The organism is Streptomyces drozdowiczii (genome assembly GCF_026167665.1).
Classification (GTDB): Bacteria; Actinomycetota; Actinomycetes; order Streptomycetales; family Streptomycetaceae; genus Streptomyces; species Streptomyces drozdowiczii_A.
This window is the reverse complement of sequence record NZ_CP098740.1, coordinates 1,640,679-1,667,357: the sequence shown is the minus strand read 5'-3', so window position 1 is coordinate 1,667,357 and position 26,679 is coordinate 1,640,679. Positions and strand designations below refer to the sequence as shown.

The window sequence follows — 26,679 nt, the reverse complement described above, 5'->3', positions numbered from 1 at the left end:
GGCACGCCCGCGACCCGTGCGACAGCCGTAGGCTTTCCCCATGCAGCCCTCTCCGGAGCAGAGTCCGCATCACGCCTACCCCGATCACTGGGAGGCGGACGTGGTGCTCCGCGACGGCGGCACCGCGCGGATCAGGCCGATCACCACGGACGATGCCGAGCGTCTGGTCAGCTTCTACGAGCAGGTTTCCGACGAGTCGAAGTACTACCGCTTCTTCGCGCCCTACCCCCGGCTGTCCGCCAAGGACGTCCACCGCTTCACCCATCACGACTACGTCGACAGGGTGGGGCTGGCCGTCACGGTGGGCGGCGAATTCATCGCCACCGTCCGCTACGACCGGATCGACGCGACCGGCCGCCCCGCCTCGGCCCCCGCCGACGAGGCCGAGGTCGCCTTCCTCGTCCAGGACGCCCACCAGGGCCGGGGCGTGGCCTCGACCCTGCTCGAACACATCGCGGCCGTCGCCCGCGAACGCGGCATCCGGCGCTTCGCCGCCGAAGTGCTGCCCGCCAACACCAAGATGATCAAGGTGTTCCGGGACGCCGGCTACACCCAGCAGCGCAGCTTCGAGGACGGCTCGGTCCACCTCACCCTGGACCTCGAACCCACCGCCGAATCCCTCGCCGTTCAGCGCGCCCGCGAACAGCGCGCCGAGGCCAAGTCCGTCCAGCGGCTGCTCGCCCCCGGCTCCGTCGCCGTCATCGGCGTCGGCCGCACCCCCGGCGGCGTCGGCCGCACCGTCCTGCGCAACCTGCTCGGCGCCGGTTTCACCGGCCGCGTCCACGCGGTCAACAGCGCCCTGGACGCCGGTCAGGACACCATCGACGGGGTCCCCGCGCACCGCTCCCTGGGCGAGATCGGCGACCCGGTCGACCTCGCGGTCGTCGCCGTGCCCGCCGACCGGGTCCCGGAGGCCGTCGCGGACTGCGGCGAGCACGGCGTCCAGGGCCTGGTGGTCCTCTCCGCCGGTTACGCCGAGTGGGGCGCCGAGGGCCGCGAGCGCCAGCGGGAACTGGTCCGCCAGGCCCGTTCGTACGGCATGCGGATCATCGGGCCCAACGCCTTCGGCATCATCAACAACTCCGAGGCGGTCCGGCTCAACGCCTCGCTCGCCCCGGACCGTCCCGCCTCCGGGCGCATCGGCCTGTTCACCCAGTCCGGCGCCATCGGTATCGCCCTGCTCTCCGGGCTCTACCGGCGCGGCGCGGGCCTCTCCACCTTCATCTCGGCCGGCAACCGGGCCGACATCTCCGGCAACGACTTCCTTCAGTACTGGTACGAGGACCCGGACACCGATGTCGCCCTGCTCTACCTGGAGTCGCTGGGCAACCCCCGCAAGTTCACCCGCCTCGCCCGTCGTACCGCCGCCGTGAAGCCGGTGGTCGTGGTCAAGGGCGCCCGGCACAGCGGCTCGACCCCGCCCGGTCACGCCGTCCCGGTCAGCCGCATCCCCGACTCCACGGTCTCCGCGCTGATGCGGCAGGCGGGCGTCATCCGCGTCGACACGGTCACGGAGATGGTCGACGCCGGGCTGCTCCTCGCCGACCAGCCGCTCCCGGCGGGCGGACGCGTCGCGATCCTCGGCAACTCGGAGTCCCTGGGGCTGCTCACGTACGACGCGTGCCTGGCGGAGGGGCTGCGCCCGCGCCCGCCGATCGACCTCACCACCTCCGCCACCCCGCAGGACTTCCGGGACGCGCTGTCGGCGGCGCTGGCCGACGGGGCGTGCGACGCCGTGATCGTCACGGCGATCCCCTGGGTCGGCGAGAACGGCGAGGCGGAGTCGGGCGACGGCGAGGTCCTGGCCACCGCCCTGCACGCGGCGGCCGCCGCCGGTCCCGCCAAGCCGGTCGCCGTGGTCCATGTCGAGATCGGCGGCCTGGCGGAGGCGCTGTCGGCCGCCACCAGCACGGTGGCGCAGCAGCGCCCGGCCGCGCAGCCGCTGGCGGCGGCACAGGCCGCACCCACAAGGGCCCCCGCACCCGCGCCCGGCACCCCCGAGACCAACAGCCCCGAAGCCGAAACCGACACCCCCGAAGACGCGCGCCGCACCGGCCGCATCCCCGCCTACCCCGCCGCCGAGCGCGCCGTCCGGGCGCTCGCCGAGGCCGTCCGGTACGCGCAGTGGCGGCGCCAGGCGGCCGTGCCCGGCAAGGTGCCCGACTTCCTCGACGACACCATCGACACCCAGGGCGCCGCCGCCCGCATCGACGCCCTGCTCGGCGCCGACCCCGACCCGCGCGGCGTGCCGCTCGGCCACGACGAGGCCCGCGAACTGCTCGCCTGCTACGGCATCGCCGTACGCCCCACGCTGCCCGCCCCCGGCCCGGAGGAGGCGGTGGCCGCCGCCGCCCGGCTCGGTTACCCGGTGGCGCTCAAGACGACCGCGCCCCATCTGCGCCACCGGGCCGACCTCGGCGGCGTACGCCTGGACCTCGACAGCGAGGCGGCCCTGCGCCGCGCGTACGGCGACCTCACCGAACTGCTCGGCAAGCCGGCCGAGCTGCGGCCCGTCGTCCAGGCCATGGCGCCGCGCGGCGTCGACACCGTCGTCCGGGCCACCATCGACCCGGCCGCGGGCGCCGTGCTCTCCTTCGGCCTCGCCGGGGCGCCCTCCGAGCTGCTCGGCGACACCGCCCACCGCCTGGTCCCGGCCACCGACCGCGACGCCGCCGAGCTGATCAGGTCCATCCGCGCGGCCCCCGTCCTGTTCGGCTGGCGCGGTGCGGCGCCGGTGGACACCGCCGCCCTGGAGGAGCTGCTGCTGCGGGTGTCCCGGCTGGTCGACGACCATCCCGAGGTGGTCTCCGTCGCCCTGGAACCGGTCGTGGTCGCCCCGCAGGGCCTCTCGGTGCTCGGGGCGAGCGTCCGCCTCTCGCCGCCCCCGGCCCGCAACGACCTCGGCCCGCGCCGCCTGTCCAACTACTGACCCGGCCCCCGCTCGCGTCCCCCGGACCGGCCGGGGCGGGGCTCCGGCGGCGTCCCCGGCAGCCATCCGGCCCCCGTAGGATGGTTCTCATGGCTAAGACCGGTACGACGACCCAGGGGCTGCGCGCGGCGATCGAGCGCAGCGGCTATTACCCGGCCCTCGTGGCCGAGGCGGTGGAGGCCGCCGTGGGGGGTGAGCCGGTCGCTTCGTACCTGGTGCACCAGGAGACGACCTTCGACTCCAACGAGGTGCGCCGGCACGTCACGGTGCTGGTGCTCACGGACACCCGCTTCATCGTCAGCCATACCGACGAGCAGAACGCGGACACCAGCTCCCCGTCGCCGTACGCCACCACTTCGACGGAGTCGGTCAAGCTGGACCGGATCTCCTCGGTCGTGGTCAGCCGCGTCGTCGCCAACCCGGAGAAGTATGTTCCGGGCACGCTGCCCCGCGAGGTCGTCCTGACCATCGGCTGGGGCGCGGTCTCCCGGATCGACCTGGAGCCGGCCGCCTGCGGCGACCCGAACTGCGAGGCGGACCACGGCTACACCGGCAGCACCACCGCCGACGACCTGTCCCTGCGGGTCAGCGAGGCCGGCGACGGCCCGGACACCGTGCGCCAGACCCTCGCCTTCGCCCAGGCGCTCTCCGAGGCCACCGTGGCGACCCCCGCGGCCGGCCGCTGATGGCCCAGCCGGCCTGGCCGGACGACTTCGTCCCGCTGCCCGTCGACAGCGCGCCCGTCCCGGAGTACGGCAGCGGCTCGCTCGCCGATCTGCTGCCGACCCTGCTCGCGGGCCAGGAGGTTCCCGGCTTCGAGGCGGCCATCGGAGAACTCACCCCCGCCGACCGGAACTGCGTCTTCCTGATCGACGGCCTCGGCTGGGAGCAGATCAGGGCCCACCCCGACGAGGCACCGTTCCTGCACTCGCTGCTGCCGACCTCGCGCGGCGGCACCGGCCGCCCGATCACGGCCGGCTTCCCGGCCACCACGGCGACCTCGCTGGCCTCCGTCGGCACCGGACTGCCCCCGGGCGAGCACGGTCTTCCCGGCTACACGGTCCGCAACCCCGAGACCGGCGAACTGATGAACCAGCTCCGCTGGAAGCCGTGGACCCCGCCGAAGGCGTGGCAGCCCCACCCCACCCTCTTCCAGCTCGCCGACGCGGCCGGGGTGCGCACCGCCCAGGTCTCCGCCCCCGCCTTCGAGCAGACCCCGCTGACCAAGGTCGCGCTCAGCGGCGGCTCCTTCCTCGGTCGGCTCAGCGGCGAGGACCGGATGGACACCGCCGTCGAGCGGCTGGCCGCCGGGGACCGCTCGCTCGTCTATACGTACTACAGCGAGGTCGACGGCAAGGGGCACCGCTTCGGCACCGACTCCGACGCCTGGCGTGGACAGCTGATGTACGTCGACGGGCTGGCCCGGCGCCTGGCCGAGCAGCTTCCGCCGCGCTCGGCGCTCTACATCACGGCCGACCACGGCATGATCGACATCCCCTTCGACGAGCAGTCCCGCATCGACTTCGACGAGGACTGGGAGCTGGGCGCCGGAGTCGCGCTGCTCGGCGGCGAGGGCCGGGCACGGCATGTGTACGCCGTCCCGGGCGCCGCGTCCGACGTGCTGGCCGTCTGGCGCGAGGTGCTGGGCGAGCAGTTCTGGGTGGCGAGCCGGGACGAGGCCGTCGCCGCGGGCTGGTTCGGCCCGACCGTCGACGAGCGGGTCTACGGCAGGATCGGCGACGTGGTCGCCGCCGCCCACGACGACGTGGTGATCACCGCCTCGCGCAACGAGCCGCACGAGTCGGCCATGGTCGGCATGCACGGCTCCATGACCCCCGTCGAGCAGTTCGTCCCGCTCCTCGAAGTACGCTCGTAGCCCGTTCCGCTCAGCCGTTCGCTCTTCCCGTCCCGAAAGGTGCTCAACCCCTCATGTCCGAGCTTGTGTTCTTCTCCGGGACGATGGACTGCGGAAAGAGCACCCTGGCCCTCCAGATCGGCCACAACCGCTCGGCGCGGGGCTTGCAGGGCGTGATCTTCACCCGGGACGACCGGGCGGGGGAGGGGAAGCTCTCCTCCCGCCTCGGCCTGGTCACGGAGGCCGTCGAGGCCGACGAGGACATGGACCTGTACGCGTACATCGTCGCCCAGCTCTCCAAGGGCGGCCGCGTCGACTACGTGATCGTGGACGAGGCGCAGTTCCTGGCCCCGGACCAGATCGACCAGCTGGCCCGGGTCGTGGACGACCTGGAGATGGACGTCTTCGCCTTCGGCATCACGACGGACTTCCGCACCCGGCTCTTCCCCGGCTCCCAGCGCCTGGTCGAGCTGGCCGACCGCATAGAACAGCTCCAGGTCGAAGCCCTCTGCTGGTGCGGCGCCCGCGCCACGCACAACGCCCGCACCGTGGACGGCGAGATGGTCGTGGAGGGCGCACAGGTCGTCGTCGGCGACGTGAACCGCCCGGCGGGCGAGGTCGGTTACGAGGTCCTGTGCCGCCGCCACCACCGCCGCCGCGCCACCGCCGCCTCCGCCCGGGCGGGCGCACTCTCCCCGGACGTCCTGCCGGTCTCCTCCGCCTGACGCTCAGCCCGCCGCCCGCAGCGGACAGCCCGTGCCGGCGCGCTCGCTGAGGTCGGCCCTCAGCGCGGTGAGTTGGGCCATGCGTGCGTCGATGACCGCGATCTTCTCCTCGAACAGCGCGGACAGCGCCTGCGCGCTGTCCGGCGCGTCGCGCAACTCCTCGCCCGTGCGCGCGATCTCGGCCAGGGAGAAGCCGAGCGCCTGGGCGGTGCGGACGTAGGCGAGCCAGGGGACGGTCTCGGGCGGGAAGTCGCGGTAGCCGTTGGGCAGTCGCTGCCCGGAGATCAGCCCGGTCCGCTCGTAGAAGCGGATGGTGTCCCTGCTCAGCCCCGTCTGCGCGGCCAACTCCCCGATACGCACGGCTCTCCCCACCCTCTGGGTTCGCGGACTTGACCTTGGACAGTACTCCAGTGTTTACGGTCGGGGGCGTCCGTGAAGGAAGCCGTCAGGAGCCCCACCGTGTTCCGTACCGTCACGCCCTCCCACCCCGCCTATCCGCGTTTCGTACGCGCGAGCGCGTGGTACGACCTCGTCGTCACCGCGGGCTTCGCCACCCCCTGGACGTACGGGCTGGTGCACAGTGCACTGTCCCGGCTCGGGGAGGAGATCGGGGCGGGCGCTCTGCCCGCCCTCGACCCGGTAGAAACCCTCTACGCCAACCTCATGGGTTCGGTGGTGGTCGTCTGGGCGCTCCTGCGCCTCCTCCGGCCGCTGCCGGCGCACGGTCTGTACGACGGCCTCGCGCGCACGCTGTTCGCCCTGTGGCAGGCGTACGCCCTCGCCCAGGGCGCCCCCTACTGGCTCTGGCTGTTCCTGGTGGCCGAAGTGGCGTTCGGCGTCGTCCAGCTCGTGCCCTGGCGGTTCGTACGGGGTGCCGTCAGCGCGCCACGGAGCGCTGGATCGTGAAGACCGCGCCCTCCGGGTCCGCGACCGTCGCGACCCGGCCGCTCGGGCCCTCCCTCGGCGGGGTCAGGACCTGTCCGCCCAGCTCCGCCACCTGCTGCGCGGCCTCGTCCGTGTCGGCCACCTCGAAGTACGTCATCCAGTGCGGCCCCCGGTCGCGCAGCGATGCGTGGCCGACGCCGTGCAGGGAGGCGACCGGGCGGCCCCGCAGATGCAGGGTCTGGTAGTCGAAGTCCGCCGAGACGACGGCCTTGGCCTCGTAGCCGAAGACCGCCTGGTAGAACTTGGCGACCGTCGAGGTCTCCCGGGTCACCAGCTCGTTCCAGACCGGGGTGCCGGGCGCCCCCGCCAACGCGGTGCCGATGTGCGCGGCGGCCTGCCAGATCCCGAAGACCGCCCCGCCCGGGTCGGAGGCGATGGCCATGCGGCCCGCCTCGCCCGCGTCGAGCGGCCCCACGCCGACCGTGCCGCCGCAGGCCCGGATGGCCTCGGCCGTCTGATCGGCGTCGTCCGTGGCCAGGTAGGTCGTCCAGGCGATCGGGAGGTGCCGGTCCGGCGGCAGCTGGCCGATGCCCGCGACCTCCTTCCCGCCGATCAGCGCCCGCACATACGGGCCGAGCTGTTCGGGGCCGGGGCCGAACTCCCAGCCGAACAGCTCGGCGTAGAAGTTCTGGGTCGTGCGCAGGCCGTGCACGATCAGGCTCACCCAGCAAGGTGTTCCGGGTGCACGCCGAGCGGCAGCCTCGGTCATCGTCACTCTCCTCGGACCATCGTGGTGGCCGTACGGGAAAACGGGGCCGGCGCGCCGGGGTGCGGTGCGACTCGGGTACGCCCCGTGCAGATGCTTGCACCACCGGGCGCGGGATGCGCTCCGGCCGCGCCGTCATGTCCGGGATCTCGCCCCAGGGGGCTGGTTTGTCCTGGTATACCCGCTTGGCTGTTGTTACGGGCAGCCGGGCGTGTGCGCGAGGATGGCACGCATGAAGCCCATCATCTCCGCATCCGAATGCGCGAGCGAACTGGCGGGGCCGCGTCCGCCGGTGCTCCTGGACGTACGTTGGCAGCTGGGCGGCCCGCACGGCCGGCCCGACTACGAGGCCGGGCACATCCCCGGCGCGGTCTTCGTGGACCTCGACGCGGAGCTCGCCGGTCCGGCGGGCACCGGTGGCCGCCACCCGCTGCCCGACCCGGACGAGTTCGGCGCCGCGATGCGCCGCGCCGGCGTCCGCCGGGACGGCCCGGTCGTCGTCTACGACGGCGGTCAGGGCTGGGCGGCCGCCCGGGCCTGGTGGCTGCTGCGCTGGGCGGGGCACTCCGACGTACGGGTCCTGGACGGCGGCCTCGCGGCCTGGACGGGGGAACTGTCGAAGGAGACCCCGGACCCGGCCGAGGGCGACTTCGCCCCCGCCCCCGGAGCGCTGCCCCTGCTCGACGCGGACGGCGCCGCGGCCCTCGCCCGCTCGGGCGTCCTGCTCGACGCGCGGGCGGCCGAGCGCTACCGGGGCGATGTGGAACCGATCGACCGGGTCGGCGGCCACATCCCCGGTGCGCTCTCCGCGCCGACCGGCGAGAACGTGGACGCGGAGGGCCGTTTCCTGAGCCCCGAGCGCCTGGCCGCCCGGTTCGCCGGGCTGGGCGTGGCCGGGGAGACCACGGAGGTCGGCGTCTACTGCGGCTCGGGCGTCTCCGGGGCCCAGCAGGTGCTGGCGCTGGAGCTCGCCGGGCATCGGGCCGCCCTCTACGCGGGCTCCTGGTCGCACTGGTCGGCCGACGAGTCGCGCCCGGTCGCCACCGGACCCGACCCCAGCTGACCCAGCTAACGGCACTCCGTCGCGCGAGCGCGACGCACAAGGGCCCGTACGCGCTCGCGTACGGGCCCTTGCCATGCCGTCTAGTCCTGCTTCTTGCGGCGGGTGCCGAAGACGATCTCGTCCCAGCTGGGCACCGCGGCTCTGCGCCCGGGCCGGACCCCGTCCGCCTCGGCCTGCCGGTCCGTCGTCCCCGTCAGCCGGTCGCGGTGACCGGCGACCGCGCGCGGCATCAGCACGTCCGCGTACGCGGAGCCCGCTCCGGCCGACGCGGCGGGCGGCTCCTCGGCCTCCGGCTCCCGGTCCGGCGGCTCGATCGCCGGGGGATCGGGCGGCGAGGGCCGCTCCGGTACGACCATGTCACCGCGGAAGCTGGGGACCGCCTCCAGCAGGCTGGTGAGCGAGTCACGCTCGCTCGCGGTCACCCCGGCGATCCGCTCCTCCGGCTCCGGGGGCGGCGGCGGGGCCGGACGCTCGATCTGCCGGTCCAGCGCGCGGTCCAGCGGCCGGTCGCGGGGCAGCCGGGCGATCCGGGGCACGAACGGGAAGCTGGGCTCGGGCGCCGCGACCTCGTCCGTCTCGCCGATCAGCGAGCGGGCCTCGTCGTCCACGGCCTGGACCAGTCGGCGCGGCGGGTCGTACGTCCAGCTCGCCGAGTGCGGCTCACCCGCGACCCGGTAGACGAGCAGGACCTCCCAGGTGCCGTCGTCGCGGCGCCAGGAGTCCCACTGGACGGTCTCCTTGTCGGCGCCGCGCAGCAGCAGCCGCTCCTGCACCGCCTCGCCGAGCTGGGGGCCGGTGTTCTCGCCGGGACGGCGCACGGGAGTCTTCCGGGCCCGCTCGGCCATGAAGGCGCGCTCCGCGAGCACGGGGCCCTCGAAGCGGCGGACACGGTCGACGGGGATCCCGGCGAACTGGGCGACCTCCTCGGCGGAGGCGCCGGCTCGTATCCGTGCCTGGATGTCGCGCGGGCGGAGGTGGCTCTCCACCTCGATCTCGATCTGGCCGAGCCGGGCGCGGTCGTTGCGCACGGCGGCTCGCAGCCGCTCGTCGATCGGAAGCGTGTACTCCGTGCTGTCCGCAGCCTTGAGCACCAGTCGTGTGCCGTCGTTGGAGACGGCCACGACACGCAGTTCGGGCATGGGGACCTCCCGGGTGGTGCCTGCCGACGTCACGTGCGTCGCTGCTTCCGCTAGTCGAGTGTGGCCTGCCCGGGTGCAGCCTGCCACAACATTGCCGTGTTGCCCGGCGTGTCGGGCGTGAGCCCTTGATCGCCGGTATGCCACGGTAGCCCTTGCGCAACGCAAAGTGACCGATGGTCACTCCGTGTAGCTGGCCGCCGTGCGATGCCGTGCGCCGCCGGATCGAGTGCCTCCTTCGGCCCCCTCCCGAAGGTTCCGGACGCCCGCGCGGGTGTCCGGCCCCAGGGCTCGCCACAGTACTCCATTCGGGCCATGTGGGTGGACCGCCGCGCCGTCGAAGTTCTCGTGAGGTGCGGGAGTTGGCCTACCCCTCCAGACGCCTCCCGATCATGATCCGTGTCGTGCTTCACATAATCCACGCAACCGGAACTTTCGGCTTCGCTCGCGTGTCCCTAGTTGGTGCAGGGTGGGAGAGATGTCAATCAAGGGCTGGAAATGGTGCAGAAGCCGGAAAGCGACACAGAACCCAAGGAGAGGCGGATCGATCTGAGCCTGCCCCAGGTGGCGGGCAGTGCGGTCGCCGCGGTGGCGGCGGCCGTTGCGGCTTCCCAGCTCGGTGTGTACGGAACCATCGCGGGCGCCGGAGTCATGAGCGTCGTGGCGACCTGCGGCGGCTCGGTGTTCCAGCACTTCTTCCGTCGTACGGGCGAGCAGATACGCGAGGTCACGGTCCAGGTGAAGCACCCGGACCGCGAGGTGACCGTCCGCACCCGCGAGACCGGTGCGCGGAGGCCGGAGCCCACGCCGCAGGAGACCGTACTGCTGGGAGCGGTGGACGACGCCACGACGGCGCTGCGCCGGGTGGAGCAGCGCCCGGACGAGACGATGCTCCTGCGCCGGGCGGACCCGCGGCCCGACGAGACGACGCTCCTGCGCCGCGTGGAGCCCGACGCGACGACCGTGCTGCGCGTCCCCGGCGCCGGGACCGCGCCGGACGGGGAGTTCTCCGAGGCGACCACGCACGGCACCCGGATGCGTGGCTGGAAACGGTCGGCCATCGGCGCGGCCGTGGTCTTCGTGGTGTCGATGGCCGGCATCACCACGTACGAACTGATCTCCGGCGGCGATCTGAGCGGCGGCCACGGGACGACCGTGGGCTCCGTCGTACGCGGTGAGCGCCACGACGGCCCTTCCACCCCCACGCCCGCCGAAACCACCCGCCCCGGTCAGGACGCGTCGGACCCCGCGCAGCGGGACCAGGACACGGCGACCCCCGGCACGGGCGGCCAGGACGACGACGGCACCGCCCCGCAGCCGGACCGCAGCGGCGCTCCCACCGAAGGCGCGACCCCCTCGCCCACCCCGTCGGACCCGGCGGGCGGCGGCGTCGAGCCCACGCCCACGCCCACCCCGAGCGCCACGGACGGCGGCGAGAGCGCGGCCCCCGACCCGACGGCCACGGACGGCGCCCCGGCGCCCGAGGACACCGGAGCGGGGGAGTGAGCGCGGGTCAGTCGCCCAGCACCCGGCGCAGGTAGTCGTTGCCGAACAGCCGGTCCGGGTCCAGCCGGTCCCGTACGGCCGTGAACTCGCCGAAACGCGGGTACACCCCGGAGAGGTACGCGGCGTCCCTGGTGTTGATCTTGCCCCAGTGCGGGCGGCCGCCGTGCGCGGTCATGATCCGCTCCACCGCCGTGAAGTACGCCTGGTACGGCGTGCCCCGGTACATATGGACCGCGATGTACGCGCTCTCCCGGCCCGACGCCGTGGAGAGCGCGATGTCGTCGGCGGGCGCGGTGCGCACCTCCACCGGGAAGCTGATCCGCAGCGGCGAGCGGTCCACCATCGCCCGGACCTCGCGCAGCGCCTCGACGGCGGCCTCACGCGGCAGCGCGTACTCCATCTCCACGAACCGCACCCGGCGCGGGCTGGTGAACACCTTGTACGGGATGTCGGTGTACGTACGCGCCGACAGGGCCCGGCTGGAGATCCTGGCGATCGAGGGGATCGTGGCCGGCACGGCCCGGCCGAGCGCGCAGGCGACCTGGAAGACGCCGTTGGACAGCAGCTCGTCCTCGACCCAGCCGCTGACCTTGCCGGGCGGGGCGGCGGGGCCGGCGCTGCGGTTGTTGCGCTTGGTGTTGCAGTTCCCGGTGTGCGGGAACCAGTAGAACTCGAAGTGCTCGTTCTCGGTTACGAGCTGATCGAAGTCGGTCGTCACCCGGTCGAAGCTCATCGGCTCCTCGCGGGCCGTCAGCAGGAAGACCGGCTCGACGGCGAAGGTGATCGCGGTGATGACGCCGAGTGCGCCGAGCCCGATCCGCGCCACCGCGAACACATCGGCGTTCTCGGTCTCCGAACAGGTCAGCACCGTGCCGTCCGCGGTGACCAGCTCCAGGGCGCGTATCTGCGCGGATATGGACGCCGAGTCACGGCCGGTGCCGTGCGTGCCGGTGGAGGTGGCTCCGGCGACCGTCTGCTCCATGATGTCGCCCATGTTGGTGAGCGACAGGCCCTCGCGGGCCAGCGCGGTGTTCAGGCGCTTAAGCGGGGTGCCCGCCTCGACCGTCACCGTCATCGCCGTGCGGTCGATCTCGCGGATGCCGGTCAGCAGATCGGGCCGGATCAGCAGCCCGTCGGTGGCCGCGGTCGCGGTGAACGAGTGGCCGGTGCCGACCGGCTTCACCCGCAGCCCGTCCTCGGACGCCCTGCGCAGCGCCTCGGCCAGCTCGTCCACGGACGCGGGGGACACGGTCCGGGCCGGCCGCGCGGTGACGGTCCCCGCCCAGTTGCGCCACGGGCCCGTCGCCGTCCGTGCGTAGGTCTCGGTCATCTTCCCCGCGCCCTTCCCTAGGAACCGGCCCACCCAGCCGGCGTTTCCCCCGGACGGAAACCACGGGTTACCGGCCGGTTGGAGGGGGATCATACTCACGAGTCCCGCATATTCATCCACCCCTCCCGGCACCCCGGGCGGTGGCCGGAAGCGCCCGCTCCGGACGTCGGTGCGACCCCGCCCGCGCGCGGGTGGCAGGATCGACGGCATGTCCGATCTGCGCGATCCCGCCCCCTACGACGCCCTGCTCCTGCTCTCCTTCGGCGGCCCCGAAGGGCCGGACGACGTGGTCCCGTTCCTCGCGAACGTGACCCGCGGCCGGGGCATCCCCGAGGAACGGCTCAAGGAGGTCGGCAAGCACTACTTCCTGTTCGGGGGCGTCAGCCCGATCAACGCCCAGAACAGGGCCCTGCTCGACGCACTGCGCAAGGACTTCTCCGAGCACGGGCTCGACCTGCCCGTGTACTGGGGCAACCGCAACTGGGCCCCGTACCTCACCGACACCCTGCGCGAGATGGTCGGCGACGGCCACCGCCGCATCGCCGTCCTGGCGACCAGCGCCTACGCCTCGTACTCCGGCTGCCGGCAGTACCGCGAGAACCTCGCCGAGTCACTGGCCGCCCTGGAGGCCGAGGGCCTTCCCGTCCCGCGCGTGGACAAACTCCGGCACTACTTCAATCACCCCGGCTTCGTGGAGCCCATGGTCGAGGGCGTCCTCGCCTCGCTGGCGGACCTGCCCGACGCGGTGCGCCCCGGCGCACACCTGGCCTTCACCACGCACTCCATCCCCACCTCGGCCGCCGACACCTCGGGCCCCGTGGAGGCGCACGGGGACGGCGGCGCCTATGTCGCCGAGCACCTGGAGGTGGCCCGGCTGATCGTGGACGCGGTGCGCGAGCGGACCGGCACGGCCTACCCCTGGAAGCTCGTCTACCAGTCGCGCAGCGGCGCGCCGCACATCCCGTGGCTGGAGCCCGACATCTGCGACCACCTCGACGCGCTCCACGGGGACGGGGTCCCCGCCGTGGTGATGGCGCCCATCGGCTTCGTCTCGGACCACATGGAGGTCCTGTACGACCTCGACACCGAGGCCACCGCCAAGGCCGCCGAGCTGGGCCTGCCGGTACGCCGCTCCGCGACGGTCGGCGCCGATCCCCGGTTCGCCGCCGCCGTGCGCGAGCTGGTCCTGGAGCGGGCCGCCGCCGAGCAGGGCCGCGAGCCGCGGCGGTGCGCCCTCGGGACGCTCGGCGCGAGCCACGACCTCTGCCCGGTCGGCTGCTGCCCGGCCCGGGCGCCCAAGCCCGCCGCCGCGGGCGCCGACAGCCCCTACGCGTAAGCCTTTCCCCACCCTCTCAACCTCCTAGGGAGCGCCGTGACCGAAACCGAGCACGCGTCGGATGTCCTGCTCGACCTCGCCCTGGAAGCCGCCCGACTCGCCGGCCGGCTGCTGCGCGACGGGCGTCCGGCGGGACTGGGCGTGGCCGCGACCAAGTCCAGCCCGGTCGACGTCGTCACCGAGATGGACATCGCCGCCGAGAAGCTGATCACCGAGTTCCTGGTCGAGCGCCGCCCCCTGGACGGCTACCTCGGTGAGGAGGGCGGCACGACCGCCGAGGGCAGCACCGGAGTGCGTTGGGTGATCGATCCGCTCGACGGCACGGTGAACTACCTCTACGGACTCCCGTCCTGGGCCGTCTCCATCGGCGTCGAGGTGGACGGCGAGCGGGTCGCCGGTGTGGTGGAGGCCCCGATGCGCGGCGAGACGTACTTCGCGCGCCGCGGCCACGGAGCCTTCGTCACGGGCGGCCCGTACGGCGACGAGCACGTCCGGCTGCGGTGCCGGCCCACCGCCCCCCTCGCCGAGTCGCTGGTGGCCACCGGCTTCAACTACGTCGCCGAGGTCCGCGCCCACCAGGCCGAGGTGGCGCACGACCTCATCCCGCAGGTGCGGGACATCCGGCGCGGCGGTTCGGCCGCGATCGACCTCTGCGACGTGGCCGCCGGCCGGCTCGACGGCTACTTCGAGCGCGGGCTGCACCCCTGGGACCTGGCGGCGGGCGACCTCATCGCCCGGGAGGCCGGTGCCCTCACCGGCGGGCGCCCGGGCAGGCCGGCCGACGGCGAGCTGACCGTCGCCGCGTCCCCCGGGGTCTTCGAACCGCTCCAGGCCCTCCTGGACGGGCTGGGCGCCTGGCACGACTAGACGCGGCCGTCCCCAGGCCCCCGGGCGCCGGAAGGGCCCCGCAGCCACCGTGAAGCGGCTGCGGGGCCCTCGGCCCAAAGCGACGGTCAGGCGTTCGTCGTCGTGCTGATCCGCACACCGTGCTCGGCGGCGAGACGACGGAGGTCGTCCAGCTCGCTCTGCTCGACGTCCGCGAGGAAGTCGTCGCCCGTCTCGCGGGCCTTCGTGAGGTCGTCCTCGGTCGTCTTGATGCGTTGCAGCAGACCTGCGGTGAAAGCGTCCATGAAGCGCCCCCTCATCGTGGGTCGGTGGCACGGGGGTGTGCCCGGGTTTCCCTCCGCCGAGGCGGTAGGGCGGGTGATCACGCACTCTCCGGGGGACGGAGGGGCCTGTGACAACGCCACATGGGAAGACGTGATCGCGGGTGTGAATGCGTACTCCCCGCCCCGAAGCTCAGAGAAACCTCAACTGGCCCGGAAATCCCGACGCTTCCTCGAAGCCGCAGGTCGGGGCGGGACGTCTTACCGCCGGTTTATGCGGGTTACGGGCAGGATGGAGCCGCACAAGTGTGCCGGGGCCCCTGCCCGCGGCGCGGGCGGCGTGGCCGCCCCGGGCGCCCCGGAGCCCCGTGGTGCAGACCGCTTGCGAAGTTCTAGGGAAGGAAGCGCCGTGCGCGTACTCGTCGTGGAGGACGAGCAGCTGCTCGCCGATGCGGTGGCCACCGGATTGCGCCGTGAGGCCATGGCCGTCGATGTCGTGTACGACGGGGCCGCGGCCGTGGAGCGCATCGAGGTCAACGACTACGACGTCGTGGTGCTCGACCGCGACCTCCCCCTGCTGCACGGCGACGACGTCTGCCGCCGGATCGTCGAGCTCGGCATGCCCACCAGGGTGCTCATGCTGACCGCCTCCGGGGACGTCAGCGACCGGGTGGAGGGCCTGGAGCTCGGCGCCGACGACTATCTGCCCAAGCCGTTCGCGTTCAGCGAGCTGACCGCCCGGGTCCGGGCCCTCGGCCGCCGTACGACCGTCGCGCTGCCGCCCGTCCTGGAGCGGGCCGGCATCAAGCTCGACCCCAACCGCCGGGAGGTGTTCCGGGGCGGCCAGGAGGTCCAGCTCGCGCCCAAGGAGTTCGCCGTCCTGGAGGTCCTGATGCGCAGCGAGGGCGCCGTCGTCTCGGCGGAGCAGCTGCTGGAGAAGGCGTGGGACGAGAACACCGACCCCTTCACCAACGTCGTCCGGGTGACCGTCATGACCCTGCGCCGCAAACTCGGTGAGCCGCCCGTGATCGTCACGGTGCCCGGCTCCGGCTACCGGATCTGACGCCGGTGCCGGCCGTCCCGCCGCCCATGGCGGCGCCCCCCAAACCCACCTGGGAGCCCAAACAGCAGGAGCCCCCTACCCGTGGCTGCGCCCGACCATCCGGATACGGCTCACGCTGCTGTACGGGGGCATGTTCCTGATCGCGGGCATCCTGCTGCTGTCGATCATCTACATGCTCGCCGCCCAGGCCATGCATGTGGGCAGTGAGCTGCCGTTCAAGGTCGCCAGCGGCCAGGTGACCAGCGATGTCTGCAATCTGCCCGAGAAGGCGCCCCCGGACGACTTCAACGCCGCGATGAACGCCTGCGTGAACCACCAGCGCCAGCAGGCCCTGGACACGCTGCTGAACCGGTCGCTGCTGGCCCTGGTCGGGCTCAGCATCATCGCCTTCGCCTTCGGTTACGGGATGGCCGGCCGGGTGCTCTCGCCGCTGGGCCGGATCACCCGCATCGCCCGGACCGTCGCCGGCACGGACCTGGCCCGGCGCATCGAGCTGGACGGGCCGGACGACGAGCTCAAGGAGCTGTCCGACACCTTCGACGACATGCTGGACCGGCTGGAGCGGGCCTTCACCGCGCAGCAGCGGTTCGTCGGCAACGCCTCGCACGAGCTGCGCACGCCGCTGGCCATCAACCGCACGCTGCTGGAGGTCCACCTCTCCGATCCGGAGGCCCCGCCCGAACTCCAGCAGCTGGGCAAGACGCTGCTGGCCACCAACGAGCGCAGCGAGCAGCTGGTGGAGGGCCTGCTGCTGCTCGCCCGCAGCGACAACCAGATCGTGGAGCGCAAGCCCGTCGATCTCGCCGAGGTCGCCTCGCGCGCCGTGGACCAGGCACGCGGCGAGGCCGAGGCCAAGGGCGTGGAGATGCGCGAGGAGCTGGCCGAGGCCGTCGTCCAGGGCAACGGCGTCCTGCTGGAGCGCATCGCGCTGAACCTCGTGCAGAACGCCGTCCGCTACAACGTCCCGGAGGACGGCTGGATCGAGGTGAGCACGGCGCTGCTGCCCGGCCAGGCCCTGCTCGTCGTCTCGAACACGGGCCCGGTGGTCCCGGCGTACGAGATCGACAACCTCTTCGAGCCCTTCAGGCGGCTTCGTACGGAGCGGACGGGCAGCGACAAGGGGGTCGGACTCGGACTGTCGATCGCGAGGTCCGTCGCCCGCGCCCACGGCGGCCGTATCATCGCCGAGCCCCGCGAAGGCGGTGGTCTGGTGATGCGCGTCTCTCTGCCGGTCTGACCGGCTCGCGAGGATCTTTGCGCACCGATTATTTTTTGTTCGCTTTGAGCGGAATTTTCGGGACCTGATCCCGGAGAGTCCGTGTGTGATCGATCACAGGAGCGAATATCTCCCTGTCCACGCTCCGTGACCAGGGAAGTCACCGGAAACCCGGCGAAACACCGGGTTTTCGGGGGCGGGCATGACGGGAAGTACACGGGGTGGCGCCTGTAAAGGGTGCCGCCAGGACCGTGTACGGTCCCCATCGCCACCCAAGCCGATCACTCCCGAGCGGTCCTTTTGGGTGTCGATTGAGTAACAGACCTTGATGTGAGGCAAAATCTCCGCCTCAGGTCGGGCACAAGTCCGGCCTCTCACGCGTTACGAGCGCTGAGACACCGCAGACACCCAGAGGGGGAGAGCGACATGGCAACGGATTACGACACCCCACGCAAGACCGACGACGACGTCGATCAGGACAGCCTTGAAGAGCTGAAGGCGCGCCGGAGCGACAAGACGGCGTCCGCCGTCGACGTCGACGAGTTCGACGCGGCCGAGGGCCTTGAACTGCCCGGCGCGGACCTTTCCAACGAGGAGCTCGCCGTACGGGTCCTGCCCAAGCAGGCCGACGAGTTCACCTGCATGAGCTGCTTCCTCGTGCACCACCGCAGCCAGCTGGCCCGCGAGAAGAACGGCCAGCCGATCTGCCGCGACTGCGACTGAGATCCGGTCGGCCGTGGCAGGGGACACACCGTTCCGCAAGCGGCGCCCCTGGGGCAGAAGGCCCCCGGAGGCGCACCAGGGCGGTACAGGCCCGGCAGAAGGCGCGCAGGCGCCTGCCGAGCGGTCCGCCCTGCCACCTTCGCCGGACGGACAGGACGACGAGCGGGGCCTGCAGGCGGCCTCGCTCGAAGCAGCCGAAGTAGCGGTACGCGCAGCCCGTGAGGCTGCCGGAGTCGACACGGCCGATGGGGCCGGACAGGTCGGCAGGACGGAGCCCGTGACCGGGGCAGGCCGTCTGAGTTCAGTGAAACGGGGCGTACGCAAGGGCGGGGAGAGCGCCAAGGAAGCGATCGGTCATATCGCGGACCTGATCATCCACATCGCTCCCCGCGTCCCTGTGCGCGACCTCGCCACCCTGCGCAAGCACTTTCCCGGCCTCGGGCCGGAGGAGATCGCGGACCGCCTCGTCGTGGGCGCGAGCCGCGCGACCGCCACCGTCGGCGCCGGAATCGGCGCGGCGGCCATGATGCCCGTGCCGCCCGCGATGTTCGCCGAGCTGGCGGCCGAGGTCACCGGCGTCGCCGCCATAGAGATGAAGCTCGTCGCCGAGCTGCACGAGGTCTACGGACGCCGTCCCCGGGCGGCATCGGCCGGCGCTCCACCGCCTACCTCACCGCCTGGACCGAGGAGCGCGGCATCGAGGTCACCCGCCCCGCCTCCGTCGACGCGGCGCTGAGCGGCCGGATGAAGCGCGAGCTGCGCCGCCAGATCATGAAGCGCACCGTGCGCGACCTGCCGAGCCTGATCCCCTTCATGGTCGGCGCCGCGGTCGGGGCGTCCATGAACCGGCGCGACACGAAGAAGCTCGCCGAACGGGTCAGGAAGGACCTGCGCGAGAAGCAGATCCCCTGGGACCGCCTCCCGGAACAGCCGCCCCTGAGACCTGAGAGGCCCTAGGCCCGGACCGCCGCGTTCACCGCCGCCACCAGGGCCTTCGGGTCGCGCGTCGAGAGATAGACGTACGGGGTCGGGTCGTCCGGGTCGGTGACCTCCACCCGGACCGCCGTCGGGATGTAGCTGCGCAGCAGCATGAAGGCCCGGACGTCCGCCTTGTGCGTGCGCCAGGCGCGCGCCTCCTCGGCGTCCAGCACCTCGGCCTCGCCGAGCGCCGAGAGCGGGATCCGGGCGTCCCCCGCGACGAGCGCGCCCGCGACCACGCGGATGCGGGCCGAGCCGTACGAGCTGACCGCGACGGCCGACAGGACCGTGCCGCCGGCCAGGCCGGCGAGGAGCGGCAGGGTGCCCAGCGGCAGCAGCATCAGCGCGCACGCGATGCCGATCAGGACGGCGATCAGCCACCACGAACGGGGTGCGGTGAGGCGTTCGTCGTAGGGCGGGGTCGAAGGCTGCATGGCTCCAGCTTGGCACGGCGCGACCGGTGGCCGGGCGCGCGGGTAAGGTCTGCGCCTGTGAGTGGAACATCTGCGGCTCTGACGCCCCCGGCCGACGCGGTGAAACCGGTCCGGCACCCCGAAGCCCCGGCCCCCGGCGAGCTCCTCGGCGCGCACTACGAGCACTGCTTCGGCTGCGGCTCCGGACAGCCCCACGGACTGCACCTCCAGGCGCGGGCCGGCGAGGGCGTCAGGGTGACCGCCGAGTTCACCGTGAAGGCGGCCCACCAGGGCGCCCCGGGCCTGGCGCACGGCGGCGTGCTGGCCACGGCGCTGGACGAGACGCTGGGCTCGCTGAACTGGCTGCTGCGGGTCATCGCGGTCACCGGACGGCTGGAGACCGACTTCGTGCGGCCCGTCCCCGTCGACACCGTGCTGTTCCTCGACGCCGAGGTCACCGCAGTGCACGGGCGGAAGATCTACTCCCGCGCGACCGGCCGGATCGGCGGCCCGGACGGACCGGTCGCGGTGCGGGCCGACGCCCTCTTCATCGAGGTCAAGGTCGACCACTTCATCGAGAACGGCCGGCCCGCCGAGATCCAGGCGGCCATGGCCGACCCCGACCAGGTCAGGCGCGCCCGCGCCTTCGAGGTGAACCCGTGATGCGCCACCCCGTCGACGTCCTGATCCGCCGGGTCGACCCGGACGTTCCGCTTCCGGCCTACGGGCATCCCGGCGACGCCGGTGCGGACCTGGTGACCACCGAGGCCGCCGAGCTGGCGCCCGGGGAGCGGGCCGTACTGCCCACCGGGGTTTCGATCGCCCTGCCCGACGGGTACGCCGCGTTCGTGCACCCACGATCCGGTCTCGCCGCCCGCTGCGGAGTCGCCCTGGTGAATGCCCCGGGGACGGTCGATGCCGGGTACCGTGGAGAGATCAAAGTGATCGTCATCAATCTCGACCCGCGCGAGTCCGTGCGGTTCGAGCGGTTCGACCGGATTGCCCAACTGGTCGTGCAGCAGGTCGAGAAGGTGCGCTTCCACGAAGTGTCGGAGCTTCCCGGCTCGGCGCGGGCCGAAGGGGGCTTCGGGTCCACCGGCGGCCATGCCGCCGCTGATGTTGATGGCGTCCGGGGCGGGGTTCCCCAGGGCGGGAACGGCTACGCTTCGGTCGAATCCGACCGGGAAGGACAGTGACGTGTTCGGACGTCGCAAGAACAGTGGTGCCGCCGATGACACGGCGGCCGAGGCGCGCGAGGCCGAGCAGGTCGTCGACGAGCAGGATGACGCCGAGGGCGAGACCCGCCGGACGAACCTTCCGCCGGCGCCGCGCCCGGACGGTCCGTGGGACATCAGCGAGGTGTCCCAGCCCGGTGACGGCCGGGTCGACCTGGGCGGCATCTTCGTGCCCGGCGTCGAGGGCATGGAGCTGCGCGTGGAGGTCGCCGGTGACGCGATCGTCGCCGCCACCGTCGTGATGCGCGACAGCGCGATCCAGCTCCAGGCTTTCGCCGCCCCAAGAAGGAGGGCATCTGGGGCGAGGTCCGCGAGGAGATCGCCACGGGCATCACCCAGCAGGGCGGCATCATCGACGAGGTCGAGGGCCCGCTGGGCTGGGAGCTGCGCGCTCAGGTCCCCGTACAGCTGCCCGACGGGGCGAACGGCGTGCAGCTGGTGCGCTTCGTCGGCGTCGACGGCCCGCGCTGGTTCCTGCGCGGCGTGATCTCCGGCCAGGGCGCCGTGCAGCCGGAGGCGGCCGGGCTCCTGGAGTCGGTCTTCCGGGACACCGTGGTCGTCCGCGGCGAGGGTCCGATGGCCCCGCGCGACCCGATCGTCCTCAAGCTCCCGAACGACGCCCAGATGGTCCCCGAGGGCGTCCAGCAGGAGGAGCAGGAGGGCTCGAAGTTCTCCGGTGGCATGGCGGGCCTCCAGCGCGGTCCCGAGATCACCGAGGTGCGCTGACCCGCACCCCGCGTCCATCGGCCGGTGGGCCGCACCCCTTCCCGGGGTGCGGCCCACCGGCTTTTGCGTGCGCCGGCGCGTACGGGGCGCGTATCGGCGGCGTACGGGCGTCGTCAAGGCCGGGCCCACTTCCGTAAGGGAGGCATCAACGCAGGTCACGGCGGTGCCGGCCGGAGGTTTGCTCAAGGGGTCCGATTCATCGACACCTCATTCAGGAGCATCCGATGGCCGATGCGGCCTTCGTCGTCACCACGATCGCGGTCTTCGCGCTGGTGGCACTCGTCGCCAAGGGGGTGGCGAAGCTGTGACCGCGGACAACGTGGCCGGCCTCGTCGTGGCCGCCGCCCTGCTGGGCTACCTCGTCCTGGCCCTCCTCTTCCCGGAGAGGTTCTGAGCCCGACATGAGTCCCGTCCTCTCCGGTGTGCTCCAGCTCCTCGCGCTCGTCGTCGCGCTGGGGCTGGCGTACCGACCGCTCGGCGACCACATGGCCCGCGTCTACACCTCGCCCCGCCATCTGCGGGCCGAGAAGTGGATCTACCGGGCGATAGGTGTCACCCCCGACACGCAGATGCGCCGGGCCGCCTATCTGCGCGGTGTCCTCGCCTTCTCCGCCGTGAGCGTCCTCTTCCTCTACCTGCTGCAACGGCTCCAGGGCGCCCTGCCCGGCTCGCTCGGCTTCTCCTCGATCAGCCCGGACCAGGCGTTCAACACGGCCGCCTCGTTCGTCGCCAACACCAACTGGCAGTCGTACGCCGGTGAGCAGGCCATGGGCCACGTCGTGCAGACCGGTGGCCTCGCCGTGCAGAACTTCGTCTCCGCCGCCGTCGGCATGGCCGTCGCGGTGGCCCTCGTACGAGGGTTCGCCGCCTCCCGCACCGGGGAACTCGGCAACTTCTGGGCCGACCTGGTGCGCGGCACCGTACGCGTCCTGCTGCCGATCGCGGTCGTCGGCGCACTCGTCCTCGTCGCCTGCGGGGCGATCCAGAACTTCTCCGGCATCCACCAGGTCGGGCAGTTCACCGGCGGTGCGCAGCAGTGGAACGGCGGCGCCGTCGCCTCCCAGGAGGCCATCAAGGAGCTGGGCACCAACGGCGGCGGCTACTTCAACGCCAACTCCGCGCACCCCTTCGAGAACCCCAGCGGCCTGTCCAACCTCTTCGAGATCTTCCTGATCCTCGTCATCCCGTTCGCCCTGACCCGCACCTTCGGCCGGATGGTCGGCTCGGTCCGGCAGGGGTACGCGCTCCTCGCCACGATGCTCGTCTTCTGGCTCGGCTTCTCCGCGCTGATGATGTGGACCGAGTCCGCCCACCACGGCGCCGCCTTCCAGCTCGCGGGCGGGGCGACGGAGGGCAAGGAGACCCGGTTCGGGATCGGCGGTTCCTCGCTGTTCGCCGTGGCCACCACGCTCACCTCGACCGGTGCGGTGAACTCCTTCCACTCCTCGTTCACCGGCCTCGGCGGCGGCATCACGCTGCTCGGCATGCAACTCGGCGAGATCGCGCCCGGCGGCGTCGGCTCCGGCCTCTACGGCATGCTGATCATGGCGGTCATCGCGGTGTTCGTGGCCGGACTGATGGTCGGCCGCACGCCCGAATACCTCGGCAAGAAGATCGGCACCCGCGAGATCAAGCTCGCCGCCTGCTACCTCCTCATCACCCCGGCCCTGGTGCTCGGCTTCACCGCCGTCGCCGTCGCGCTGCCCACCCCGCCCCACTCGGTGGCGAACCCGGGGGCGCACGGCTTCTCCGAGATCCTGTACGCCTACACCTCCGGCGCCAACAACAACGGCTCGGCGTTCGCCGGGCTGGCCGCGGACACCCCGTGGTTCAACACCACGATCGGGCTCGCGATGCTGCTCGGCCGGTTCCTGCCCATGGTGTTCGTCCTGGCCCTCGCCGGCTCGCTCGCCGAGCAGCGGCCCGTCCCGGCGACCTCGGGCACCCTCCCCACCCACACCCGCTGTTCAGCGGACTGCTGGCCGCGGTCGTCGTGGTCGTCGCCGGCCTGACCTACTTCCCGGCCCTCGCCCTGGGCCCGCTGGCCGAAGGGCTGGCGTCATGACCACTCGTACGAAGCAGGAGAGCCCGATGACCGCAGCCGTGCGGCAGGGGCGTGCCGGCGCCGCGCTGTCCGACCCGAAGACGCTGCTCGCCGCGCTGCCCGAAGCACTGCGCAAGCTCCACCCCGAGCGATGGCCACCTCCCCGGTCATGTTCGTGGTCCTCGTGGGGTCCGTCTTCACCACCGTCCTCGCCGCCCTGGACCCCGGCGACTGGTTCGGCTGGGCGATCACCGGCTGGCTCTGGCTCACGACGGTCTTCGCCAACCTGGCGGAGGCGGTCGCCGAGGGCCGCGGCAAGGCCCAGGCGGACACCCTGCGCCGGGCGAAGACGGACACCGTCGCCCGCCGCCTCACCGGCGACCGCGAGGAGCGCGTCGCCGGCACCGACCTCCGCGTCGGCGACCTGGTCGTCTGCGAGGCGGGCGACATCGTCCCCGGCGACGGGGACGTCGTGGAGGGCGTGGCCGGCGTGGACGAGTCCGCCGTCACCGGCGAGTCCGCCCCCGTCATCCGCGAGTCCGGCGGTGACCGCAGCGCCGTCACCGGCGGTACGAAGGTGCTCTCCGACCGGATCGTCGTCCGGATCACCACCAAGCCCGGAGAAACGTTCATCGACCGGATGATCGCCCTGGTCGAGGGCGCCGCCCGGCAGAAGACGCCCAACGAGATCGCCCTGAACATCCTCCTGGCGTCCCTCACGATCGTCTTCCTGCTCGCCGTCGTCACCCTCCAGCCCTTCGCCGTGTACGCCGGCGACGCGCAGTCCATGATCGTGCTCACCGCGCTCCTGGTCTGCCTGATCCCGACCACCATCGGCGCCCTGCTCTCCGCGATCGGCATCGCGGGCATGGACCGGCTCGTGCGGCGCAACGTGCTCGCGATGTCCGGGCGGGCCGTGGAGGCGGCCGGGGACGTCTCGACGCTGCTGCTCGACAAGACCGGGACCATCACCCTCGGCAACCGCCGCGCCACCGATCTGCTGCCCGTCGCCGGGGTCACCGGCGCGGAACTCGCGGACGCCGCCCAGCTCGCCTCGCTGGCCGACGAGACGCCCGAGGGCCGGTCCGTGGTCGTCCTCGCCAAGGAGCGGTACGGGCTGCGCGAACGCCACGCGGGCGAGCTGTCCGGCGCCACCTGGGTGGCCTTCACCGCCCGCACCCGCATGTCGGGCGTGGACGTGGACGGGCGCAAGGTCCGCAAGGGCGCCACCGGAGCCGTCGTCGCCTGGGTCAGGGAGCGTGGCGGCAGCGTCCCGGACGAGGCGCGGACCCTCACCGACCGCATCGCGGCGGCCGGCGGCACCCCGCTCCTGGTGGCCGTGGAGGACGGGCACGGGGCGCGGGTCCTGGGCGTCGTCCACCTCAAGGACGTCGTCAAGGAGGGCATGCCGGAACGGTTCGCCGAGCTGCGCCGCATGGGCATCCGCACCGTCATGATCACCGGCGACAACCCGCTGACCGCGAAGTCCATCGCCGAGGAGGCCGGCGTCGACGACTTCCTCGCCGAGGCCACGCCCGAGGACAAGATGGCCCTCATCAAGCGCGAGCAGGCCGGCGGCGGGCTCGTCGCGATGACCGGTGACGGCACCAACGACGCCCCGGCGCTCGCCCAGGCCGATGTCGGCGTCGCCATGAACACCGGGACCTCGGCCGCCAAGGAGGCCGGGAACATGGTCGACCTGGACTCCGACCCGACCAAGCTCATCGAGATCGTGGAGATCGGCAAGCAGCTCCTGATCACACGCGGGGCGCTGACCACGTTCTCGCTGGCCAACGACGTGGCGAAGTACTTCGCGATCATCCCCGCGATGTTCGCCGCGCTCTACCCGGGCCTGGACCGGCTCAACATCATGGACCTGTCCTCGCCGCGCACCGCGATCCTCTCCGCGGTGATCTTCAACGCGCTGATCATCGTCGCGCTCGTCCCGCTCGCCCTCAGGGGCGTCCGCTACCGGCCCGGCGGCGCCGCGTCCATGCTCCGGCGCAACCTCGCCGTCTACGGCATCGGCGGCCTGATCGCCCCCTTCGCCGGCATCAAGCTCATCGACCTGCTCCTCTCCCTCGTCCCCGGAATCGGCTGACCCGCCATGAACACATCCGTACGCAACCCCGTCCGCCGCCTCTGGGCCGCCCTGCGCGCCCTGCTCGTCCTCACCCTGGTCTGCGGCGTCCTCTACCCGCTCGCGGTCACCGGAGCCGCCCAGCTGCTCATGCCCGGACGCGCGGACGGCTCCGAAGTCAGCGAGAGCGGCAAGGTCGTCGGCTCCGACCTCATCGGCCAGCGCTACGACCTGCCGGGAGGCGCCCCGGACCTGAAGTGGTTCCAGCCGCGCCCCTCCGAAGGGCTCGGCACCAACAGCCTCAACACCCAGTACTCGCTGCTCGTCTCCGGCGCGTCCAACCTCGCCGGAGACAACCCCGAGCTGGTCCACCGGGTCACCGCCGCCAGGGCGGCCGTCGTCCGCGACAACTCCGTCCCCGGGCATCCGGTGGACCCCGCCGCGGTGCCGCCCGACGCGGTCACCTCGTCCGGCTCCGGACTCGACCCGGACATCTCACCCGCGTACGCCCACCTCCAGGTCCGCCGTGTCGCCGCGCGCAACCACCTCGACGCCCGGCAGGTCGCCGCGCTGGTGGAGCGGCACACCGAGGGCCGGGAACTCGGCTTCGTCGGGGAACCGCGCGTCAACGTCCTCCGGCTCAACATCGCCCTGCGGCAGCTGGTGACCGCGGAGCACTGACCGGCGGGGCATTGCCCGGTCCCGTGTCACCTGCACATACTGGCGGCCGACAGGACCGAGGACCCACGGGGGAGCGCCATGACCGAGAACACCGCCGACACCAGTACCGGCGGGGGAGCCGGCGCGGCGGTCGCCGACGGCCCCATGGTCCGCGTCGAGGACCTGCACCGCTCCTACGGCTCCGGCGCGGGAGCGGTGCACGCGCTGCGCGGCGTCTCCTTCGAGGTGCCGCGCGGCGAGCTCGTCGCCCTCAAGGGGCGCTCCGGCTCCGGCAAGACGACCCTGCTCAACCTCGTCGGCGGCCTCGACGCCCCGGACGGCGGCCGGATCACCGTCGACGGCACCGACCTCTCCTCGCTCGGCGAGAACGGGCTCCTGGAGCTGCGCCGGGACCGGATCGGCTTCATCTTCCAGTCGTTCGGCCTGATTCCGATCCTCACCGCCGCCGAGAACGTGGGCGTGCCCCTGCGGCTGCGCAAGGCCGACCCGAAGGAGCGCGAGGAGCGGGTGTCGCTGCTGCTCTCCCTCGTCGGCCTCGCCGACCACGCCGCCCAGCGCCCCGGTGAGCTCTCCGGCGGCCAGCAGCAGCGCGTGGCCATCGCCCGCGCGCTGGCCAACCGGCCCGCCCTGCTGATCGCGGACGAGCCGACCGGACAGCTCGACGCCGAGACCGGGCTCGCGGTGATGGAGCTGCTGCGCGCCGTCGTGCGCGGCGAGGGCGTCACCGCGCTCGTCGCCACCCATGACGCCCAGCTCCTCGGCCTCGCGGACCGGGTCCTCGAACTCAGCGACGGCCACATCATCGAGCACTGACCGGCGGCCCGGGGAGCGGTATCAGGGTTGCGTCAAATCCCGCCGCTTCCCCACCCCCCGTCCGATATGC

The 26,679-nt window shown here is 72.6% G+C and carries 22 protein-coding genes and 5 pseudogenes; 21 read left to right on the top strand and 6 right to left on the bottom strand.

Going from position 1 to position 26,679, the window contains the following annotated elements; translation table 11 throughout:
* Window positions 1-40 precede the first annotated feature (40 nt).
* The 4 genes from NEH16_RS07300 to NEH16_RS07285 all read left to right on the top strand — a co-directional run bounded on the left by NEH16_RS07300 (window position 41) and on the right by NEH16_RS07285 (window position 5,509).
* Window positions 41-2,929, top strand: a complete 2,889-nt coding sequence (locus NEH16_RS07300) for a bifunctional GNAT family N-acetyltransferase/acetate--CoA ligase family protein (protein ID WP_265540337.1) — start codon at window positions 41-43, stop codon at window positions 2,927-2,929.
* An 89-nt stretch (window positions 2,930-3,018) separates the two neighbouring features.
* Complete coding sequence (locus NEH16_RS07295) at window positions 3,019-3,615, top strand: DUF5998 family protein (protein ID WP_018105373.1); 597 nt, start codon at window positions 3,019-3,021, stop codon at window positions 3,613-3,615.
* The gene (locus tag NEH16_RS07290) at window positions 3,615-4,805 is read left to right on the top strand and encodes an alkaline phosphatase family protein (RefSeq protein ID WP_265540334.1); all 1,191 of its coding nucleotides are present in this window, start codon (window positions 3,615-3,617) and stop codon (window positions 4,803-4,805) included. Before NEH16_RS07295 ends, NEH16_RS07290 begins: the two co-directional genes overlap by 1 nt.
* Window positions 4,806-4,858: 53 nt before the next feature.
* The gene (locus NEH16_RS07285; RefSeq protein WP_265540331.1) at window positions 4,859-5,509 is read left to right on the top strand and encodes a thymidine kinase; all 651 of its coding nucleotides are present in this window, start codon (window positions 4,859-4,861) and stop codon (window positions 5,507-5,509) included.
* Between the two features lie 3 nt (window positions 5,510-5,512).
* Here the strand turns inward: NEH16_RS07285 and NEH16_RS07280 are convergent, their stop codons facing one another.
* The gene (locus NEH16_RS07280) at window positions 5,513-5,869 is read right to left on the bottom strand and encodes a MerR family transcriptional regulator (RefSeq protein WP_073967442.1); all 357 of its coding nucleotides are present in this window, start codon (window positions 5,867-5,869) and stop codon (window positions 5,513-5,515) included.
* A 99-nt stretch (window positions 5,870-5,968) separates the two neighbouring features.
* Between NEH16_RS07280 and NEH16_RS07275 the strand changes: the two genes are divergently transcribed.
* Window positions 5,969-6,415, top strand: coding sequence for a hypothetical protein (locus tag NEH16_RS07275; RefSeq protein ID WP_265540329.1), 447 nt, complete (start codon window positions 5,969-5,971; stop codon window positions 6,413-6,415).
* Here the strand turns inward: NEH16_RS07275 and NEH16_RS07270 are convergent.
* On the bottom strand, window positions 6,387-7,163 hold the full coding sequence (locus NEH16_RS07270; RefSeq protein ID WP_199879148.1) for a VOC family protein: 777 nt from the start codon (window positions 7,161-7,163) through the stop codon (window positions 6,387-6,389). The genes NEH16_RS07275 and NEH16_RS07270 overlap by 29 nt on opposite strands.
* A 229-nt stretch (window positions 7,164-7,392) precedes the next feature.
* Here NEH16_RS07270 and NEH16_RS07265 point away from each other — a divergent pair, with 229 nt between their 5' ends.
* Window positions 7,393-8,223, top strand: a complete 831-nt coding sequence (locus NEH16_RS07265) for a sulfurtransferase (protein ID WP_265540326.1) — start codon at window positions 7,393-7,395, stop codon at window positions 8,221-8,223.
* A gap of 80 nt (window positions 8,224-8,303) precedes the next feature.
* Here NEH16_RS07265 and sepH read toward each other — a convergent pair whose 3' ends face one another.
* Window positions 8,304-9,362 carry a septation protein SepH gene (sepH, locus tag NEH16_RS07260; RefSeq protein ID WP_265540325.1) on the bottom strand — a complete coding sequence of 353 codons (1,059 nt, stop codon included), beginning with the start codon at window positions 9,360-9,362 and terminating at the stop codon, window positions 8,304-8,306.
* A gap of 495 nt (window positions 9,363-9,857) precedes the next feature.
* Here sepH and NEH16_RS07255 point away from each other — a divergent pair, with 495 nt between their 5' ends.
* Complete coding sequence (locus NEH16_RS07255) at window positions 9,858-10,865, top strand: hypothetical protein (protein WP_265540323.1); 1,008 nt, start codon at window positions 9,858-9,860, stop codon at window positions 10,863-10,865.
* Between the two features lie 7 nt (window positions 10,866-10,872).
* On the opposite strand, the gene NEH16_RS07250 is transcribed toward NEH16_RS07255, so the two are convergent.
* A complete protein-coding gene (locus NEH16_RS07250) occupies window positions 10,873-12,195 on the bottom strand; it encodes a D-arabinono-1,4-lactone oxidase (RefSeq protein ID WP_073967448.1) in 1,323 nt (440 codons plus the stop codon).
* A gap of 208 nt (window positions 12,196-12,403) precedes the next feature.
* Between NEH16_RS07250 and NEH16_RS07245 the strand changes: the two genes are divergently transcribed.
* Both NEH16_RS07245 and NEH16_RS07240 read left to right on the top strand, forming a co-directional pair.
* Window positions 12,404-13,531, top strand: coding sequence for a ferrochelatase (locus tag NEH16_RS07245; protein WP_265540321.1), 1,128 nt, complete (start codon window positions 12,404-12,406; stop codon window positions 13,529-13,531).
* 36 nt (window positions 13,532-13,567) lie between these two features.
* On the top strand, window positions 13,568-14,398 hold the full coding sequence (locus tag NEH16_RS07240; protein ID WP_265540319.1) for an inositol monophosphatase family protein: 831 nt from the start codon (window positions 13,568-13,570) through the stop codon (window positions 14,396-14,398).
* 86 nt (window positions 14,399-14,484) lie between these two features.
* Here the strand turns inward: NEH16_RS07240 and NEH16_RS07235 are convergent, their stop codons facing one another.
* Window positions 14,485-14,661, bottom strand: coding sequence for a hypothetical protein (locus NEH16_RS07235; RefSeq protein ID WP_018105385.1), 177 nt, complete (start codon window positions 14,659-14,661; stop codon window positions 14,485-14,487).
* A gap of 385 nt (window positions 14,662-15,046) precedes the next feature.
* Between NEH16_RS07235 and NEH16_RS07230 the strand changes: the two genes are divergently transcribed.
* The 4 genes and pseudogenes from NEH16_RS07230 to NEH16_RS07215 all read left to right on the top strand — a co-directional run bounded on the left by NEH16_RS07230 (window position 15,047) and on the right by NEH16_RS07215 (window position 18,596).
* Window positions 15,047-15,700, top strand: coding sequence for a response regulator transcription factor (locus NEH16_RS07230; RefSeq protein ID WP_073967451.1), 654 nt, complete (start codon window positions 15,047-15,049; stop codon window positions 15,698-15,700).
* 26 nt (window positions 15,701-15,726) lie between these two features.
* Window positions 15,727-16,937 (top strand): annotated as a pseudogene (locus NEH16_RS07225) (sensor histidine kinase).
* A 405-nt stretch (window positions 16,938-17,342) separates the two neighbouring features.
* Complete coding sequence (locus NEH16_RS07220) at window positions 17,343-17,639, top strand: DUF4193 domain-containing protein (protein ID WP_003965732.1); 297 nt, start codon at window positions 17,343-17,345, stop codon at window positions 17,637-17,639.
* Window positions 17,640-17,652: 13 nt separating this feature from the next.
* Window positions 17,653-18,596 (top strand): annotated as a pseudogene (locus NEH16_RS07215) (hypothetical protein).
* On the opposite strand, the gene NEH16_RS07210 reads toward NEH16_RS07215, so the two are convergent.
* Entirely contained in the window at window positions 18,593-19,051 is a 459-nt protein-coding gene (locus NEH16_RS07210) for a DUF3093 domain-containing protein (protein ID WP_073967454.1), read from the bottom strand. The pseudogene NEH16_RS07215 and the gene NEH16_RS07210 overlap by 4 nt on opposite strands.
* A 57-nt stretch (window positions 19,052-19,108) precedes the next feature.
* Here NEH16_RS07210 and NEH16_RS07205 point away from each other — a divergent pair, with 57 nt between their 5' ends.
* From NEH16_RS07205 to NEH16_RS07170, 8 genes and pseudogenes are all read left to right on the top strand, one after another.
* Window positions 19,109-19,693, top strand: a complete 585-nt coding sequence (locus tag NEH16_RS07205) for a PaaI family thioesterase (protein WP_026171827.1) — start codon at window positions 19,109-19,111, stop codon at window positions 19,691-19,693.
* Window positions 19,693-20,226 (top strand): dUTP diphosphatase, encoded by a 534-nt coding sequence (gene dut, locus NEH16_RS07200; protein ID WP_073967455.1) that lies wholly within the window; start codon window positions 19,693-19,695, stop codon window positions 20,224-20,226. Before NEH16_RS07205 ends, dut begins: the two co-directional genes overlap by 1 nt.
* Before the next feature lies 1 nt (window position 20,227).
* A pseudogene (locus NEH16_RS07195) lies at window positions 20,228-20,991 on the top strand (DUF3710 domain-containing protein).
* 304 nt (window positions 20,992-21,295) lie between these two features.
* Window positions 21,296-21,385 carry a K(+)-transporting ATPase subunit F gene (gene kdpF, locus NEH16_RS07190; protein ID WP_018520580.1) on the top strand — a complete coding sequence of 30 codons (90 nt, stop codon included), beginning with the start codon at window positions 21,296-21,298 and terminating at the stop codon, window positions 21,383-21,385.
* Between the two features lie 7 nt (window positions 21,386-21,392).
* Window positions 21,393-23,056, top strand: a pseudogene (gene kdpA, locus NEH16_RS07185) (potassium-transporting ATPase subunit KdpA).
* Between the two features lie 26 nt (window positions 23,057-23,082).
* Window positions 23,083-25,136, top strand: a pseudogene (gene kdpB, locus NEH16_RS07180) (potassium-transporting ATPase subunit KdpB).
* Between the two features lie 6 nt (window positions 25,137-25,142).
* Window positions 25,143-25,796, top strand: a complete 654-nt coding sequence (gene kdpC / locus NEH16_RS07175) for a potassium-transporting ATPase subunit KdpC (RefSeq protein WP_265540223.1) — start codon at window positions 25,143-25,145, stop codon at window positions 25,794-25,796.
* Window positions 25,797-25,874: 78 nt separating this feature from the next.
* Entirely contained in the window at window positions 25,875-26,609 is a 735-nt protein-coding gene (locus NEH16_RS07170; RefSeq protein ID WP_265540221.1) for an ABC transporter ATP-binding protein, read from the top strand.
* Window positions 26,610-26,679: the final 70 nt, after the last annotated feature.

Bases quoted from the DNA above. Each gene is read 5' to 3' on its own strand.
- NEH16_RS07270 (WP_199879148.1), bottom strand. From the start codon at position 7,163: ATGACCGAGGCTGCCGCTCGGCGTGCACCCGGAACACCTTGCTGGGTG.
- NEH16_RS07290 (WP_265540334.1), top strand. From the start codon at position 3,615: ATGGCCCAGCCGGCCTGGCCGGACGACTTCGTCCCGCTGCCCGTCGAC.
- NEH16_RS07295 (WP_018105373.1), top strand. From the start codon at position 3,019: ATGGCTAAGACCGGTACGACGACCCAGGGGCTGCGCGCGGCGATCGAG.
- NEH16_RS07170 (WP_265540221.1), top strand. From the start codon at position 25,875: ATGACCGAGAACACCGCCGACACCAGTACCGGCGGGGGAGCCGGCGCG.
- NEH16_RS07245 (WP_265540321.1), top strand. From the start codon at position 12,404: ATGTCCGATCTGCGCGATCCCGCCCCCTACGACGCCCTGCTCCTGCTC.
- NEH16_RS07235 (WP_018105385.1), bottom strand. From the start codon at position 14,661: ATGGACGCTTTCACCGCAGGTCTGCTGCAACGCATCAAGACGACCGAG.
- NEH16_RS07220 (WP_003965732.1), top strand. From the start codon at position 17,343: ATGGCAACGGATTACGACACCCCACGCAAGACCGACGACGACGTCGAT.
- kdpC (WP_265540223.1), top strand. From the start codon at position 25,143: ATGAACACATCCGTACGCAACCCCGTCCGCCGCCTCTGGGCCGCCCTG.
- sepH (WP_265540325.1), bottom strand. From the start codon at position 9,362: ATGCCCGAACTGCGTGTCGTGGCCGTCTCCAACGACGGCACACGACTG.
- NEH16_RS07285 (WP_265540331.1), top strand. From the start codon at position 4,859: ATGTCCGAGCTTGTGTTCTTCTCCGGGACGATGGACTGCGGAAAGAGC.
- NEH16_RS07210 (WP_073967454.1), bottom strand. From the start codon at position 19,051: ATGCAGCCTTCGACCCCGCCCTACGACGAACGCCTCACCGCACCCCGT.
- dut (WP_073967455.1), top strand. From the start codon at position 19,693: ATGCGCCACCCCGTCGACGTCCTGATCCGCCGGGTCGACCCGGACGTT.
- NEH16_RS07255 (WP_265540323.1), top strand. From the start codon at position 9,858: ATGGTGCAGAAGCCGGAAAGCGACACAGAACCCAAGGAGAGGCGGATC.
- NEH16_RS07250 (WP_073967448.1), bottom strand. From the start codon at position 12,195: ATGACCGAGACCTACGCACGGACGGCGACGGGCCCGTGGCGCAACTGG.
- NEH16_RS07265 (WP_265540326.1), top strand. From the start codon at position 7,393: ATGAAGCCCATCATCTCCGCATCCGAATGCGCGAGCGAACTGGCGGGG.
- NEH16_RS07300 (WP_265540337.1), top strand. From the start codon at position 41: ATGCAGCCCTCTCCGGAGCAGAGTCCGCATCACGCCTACCCCGATCAC.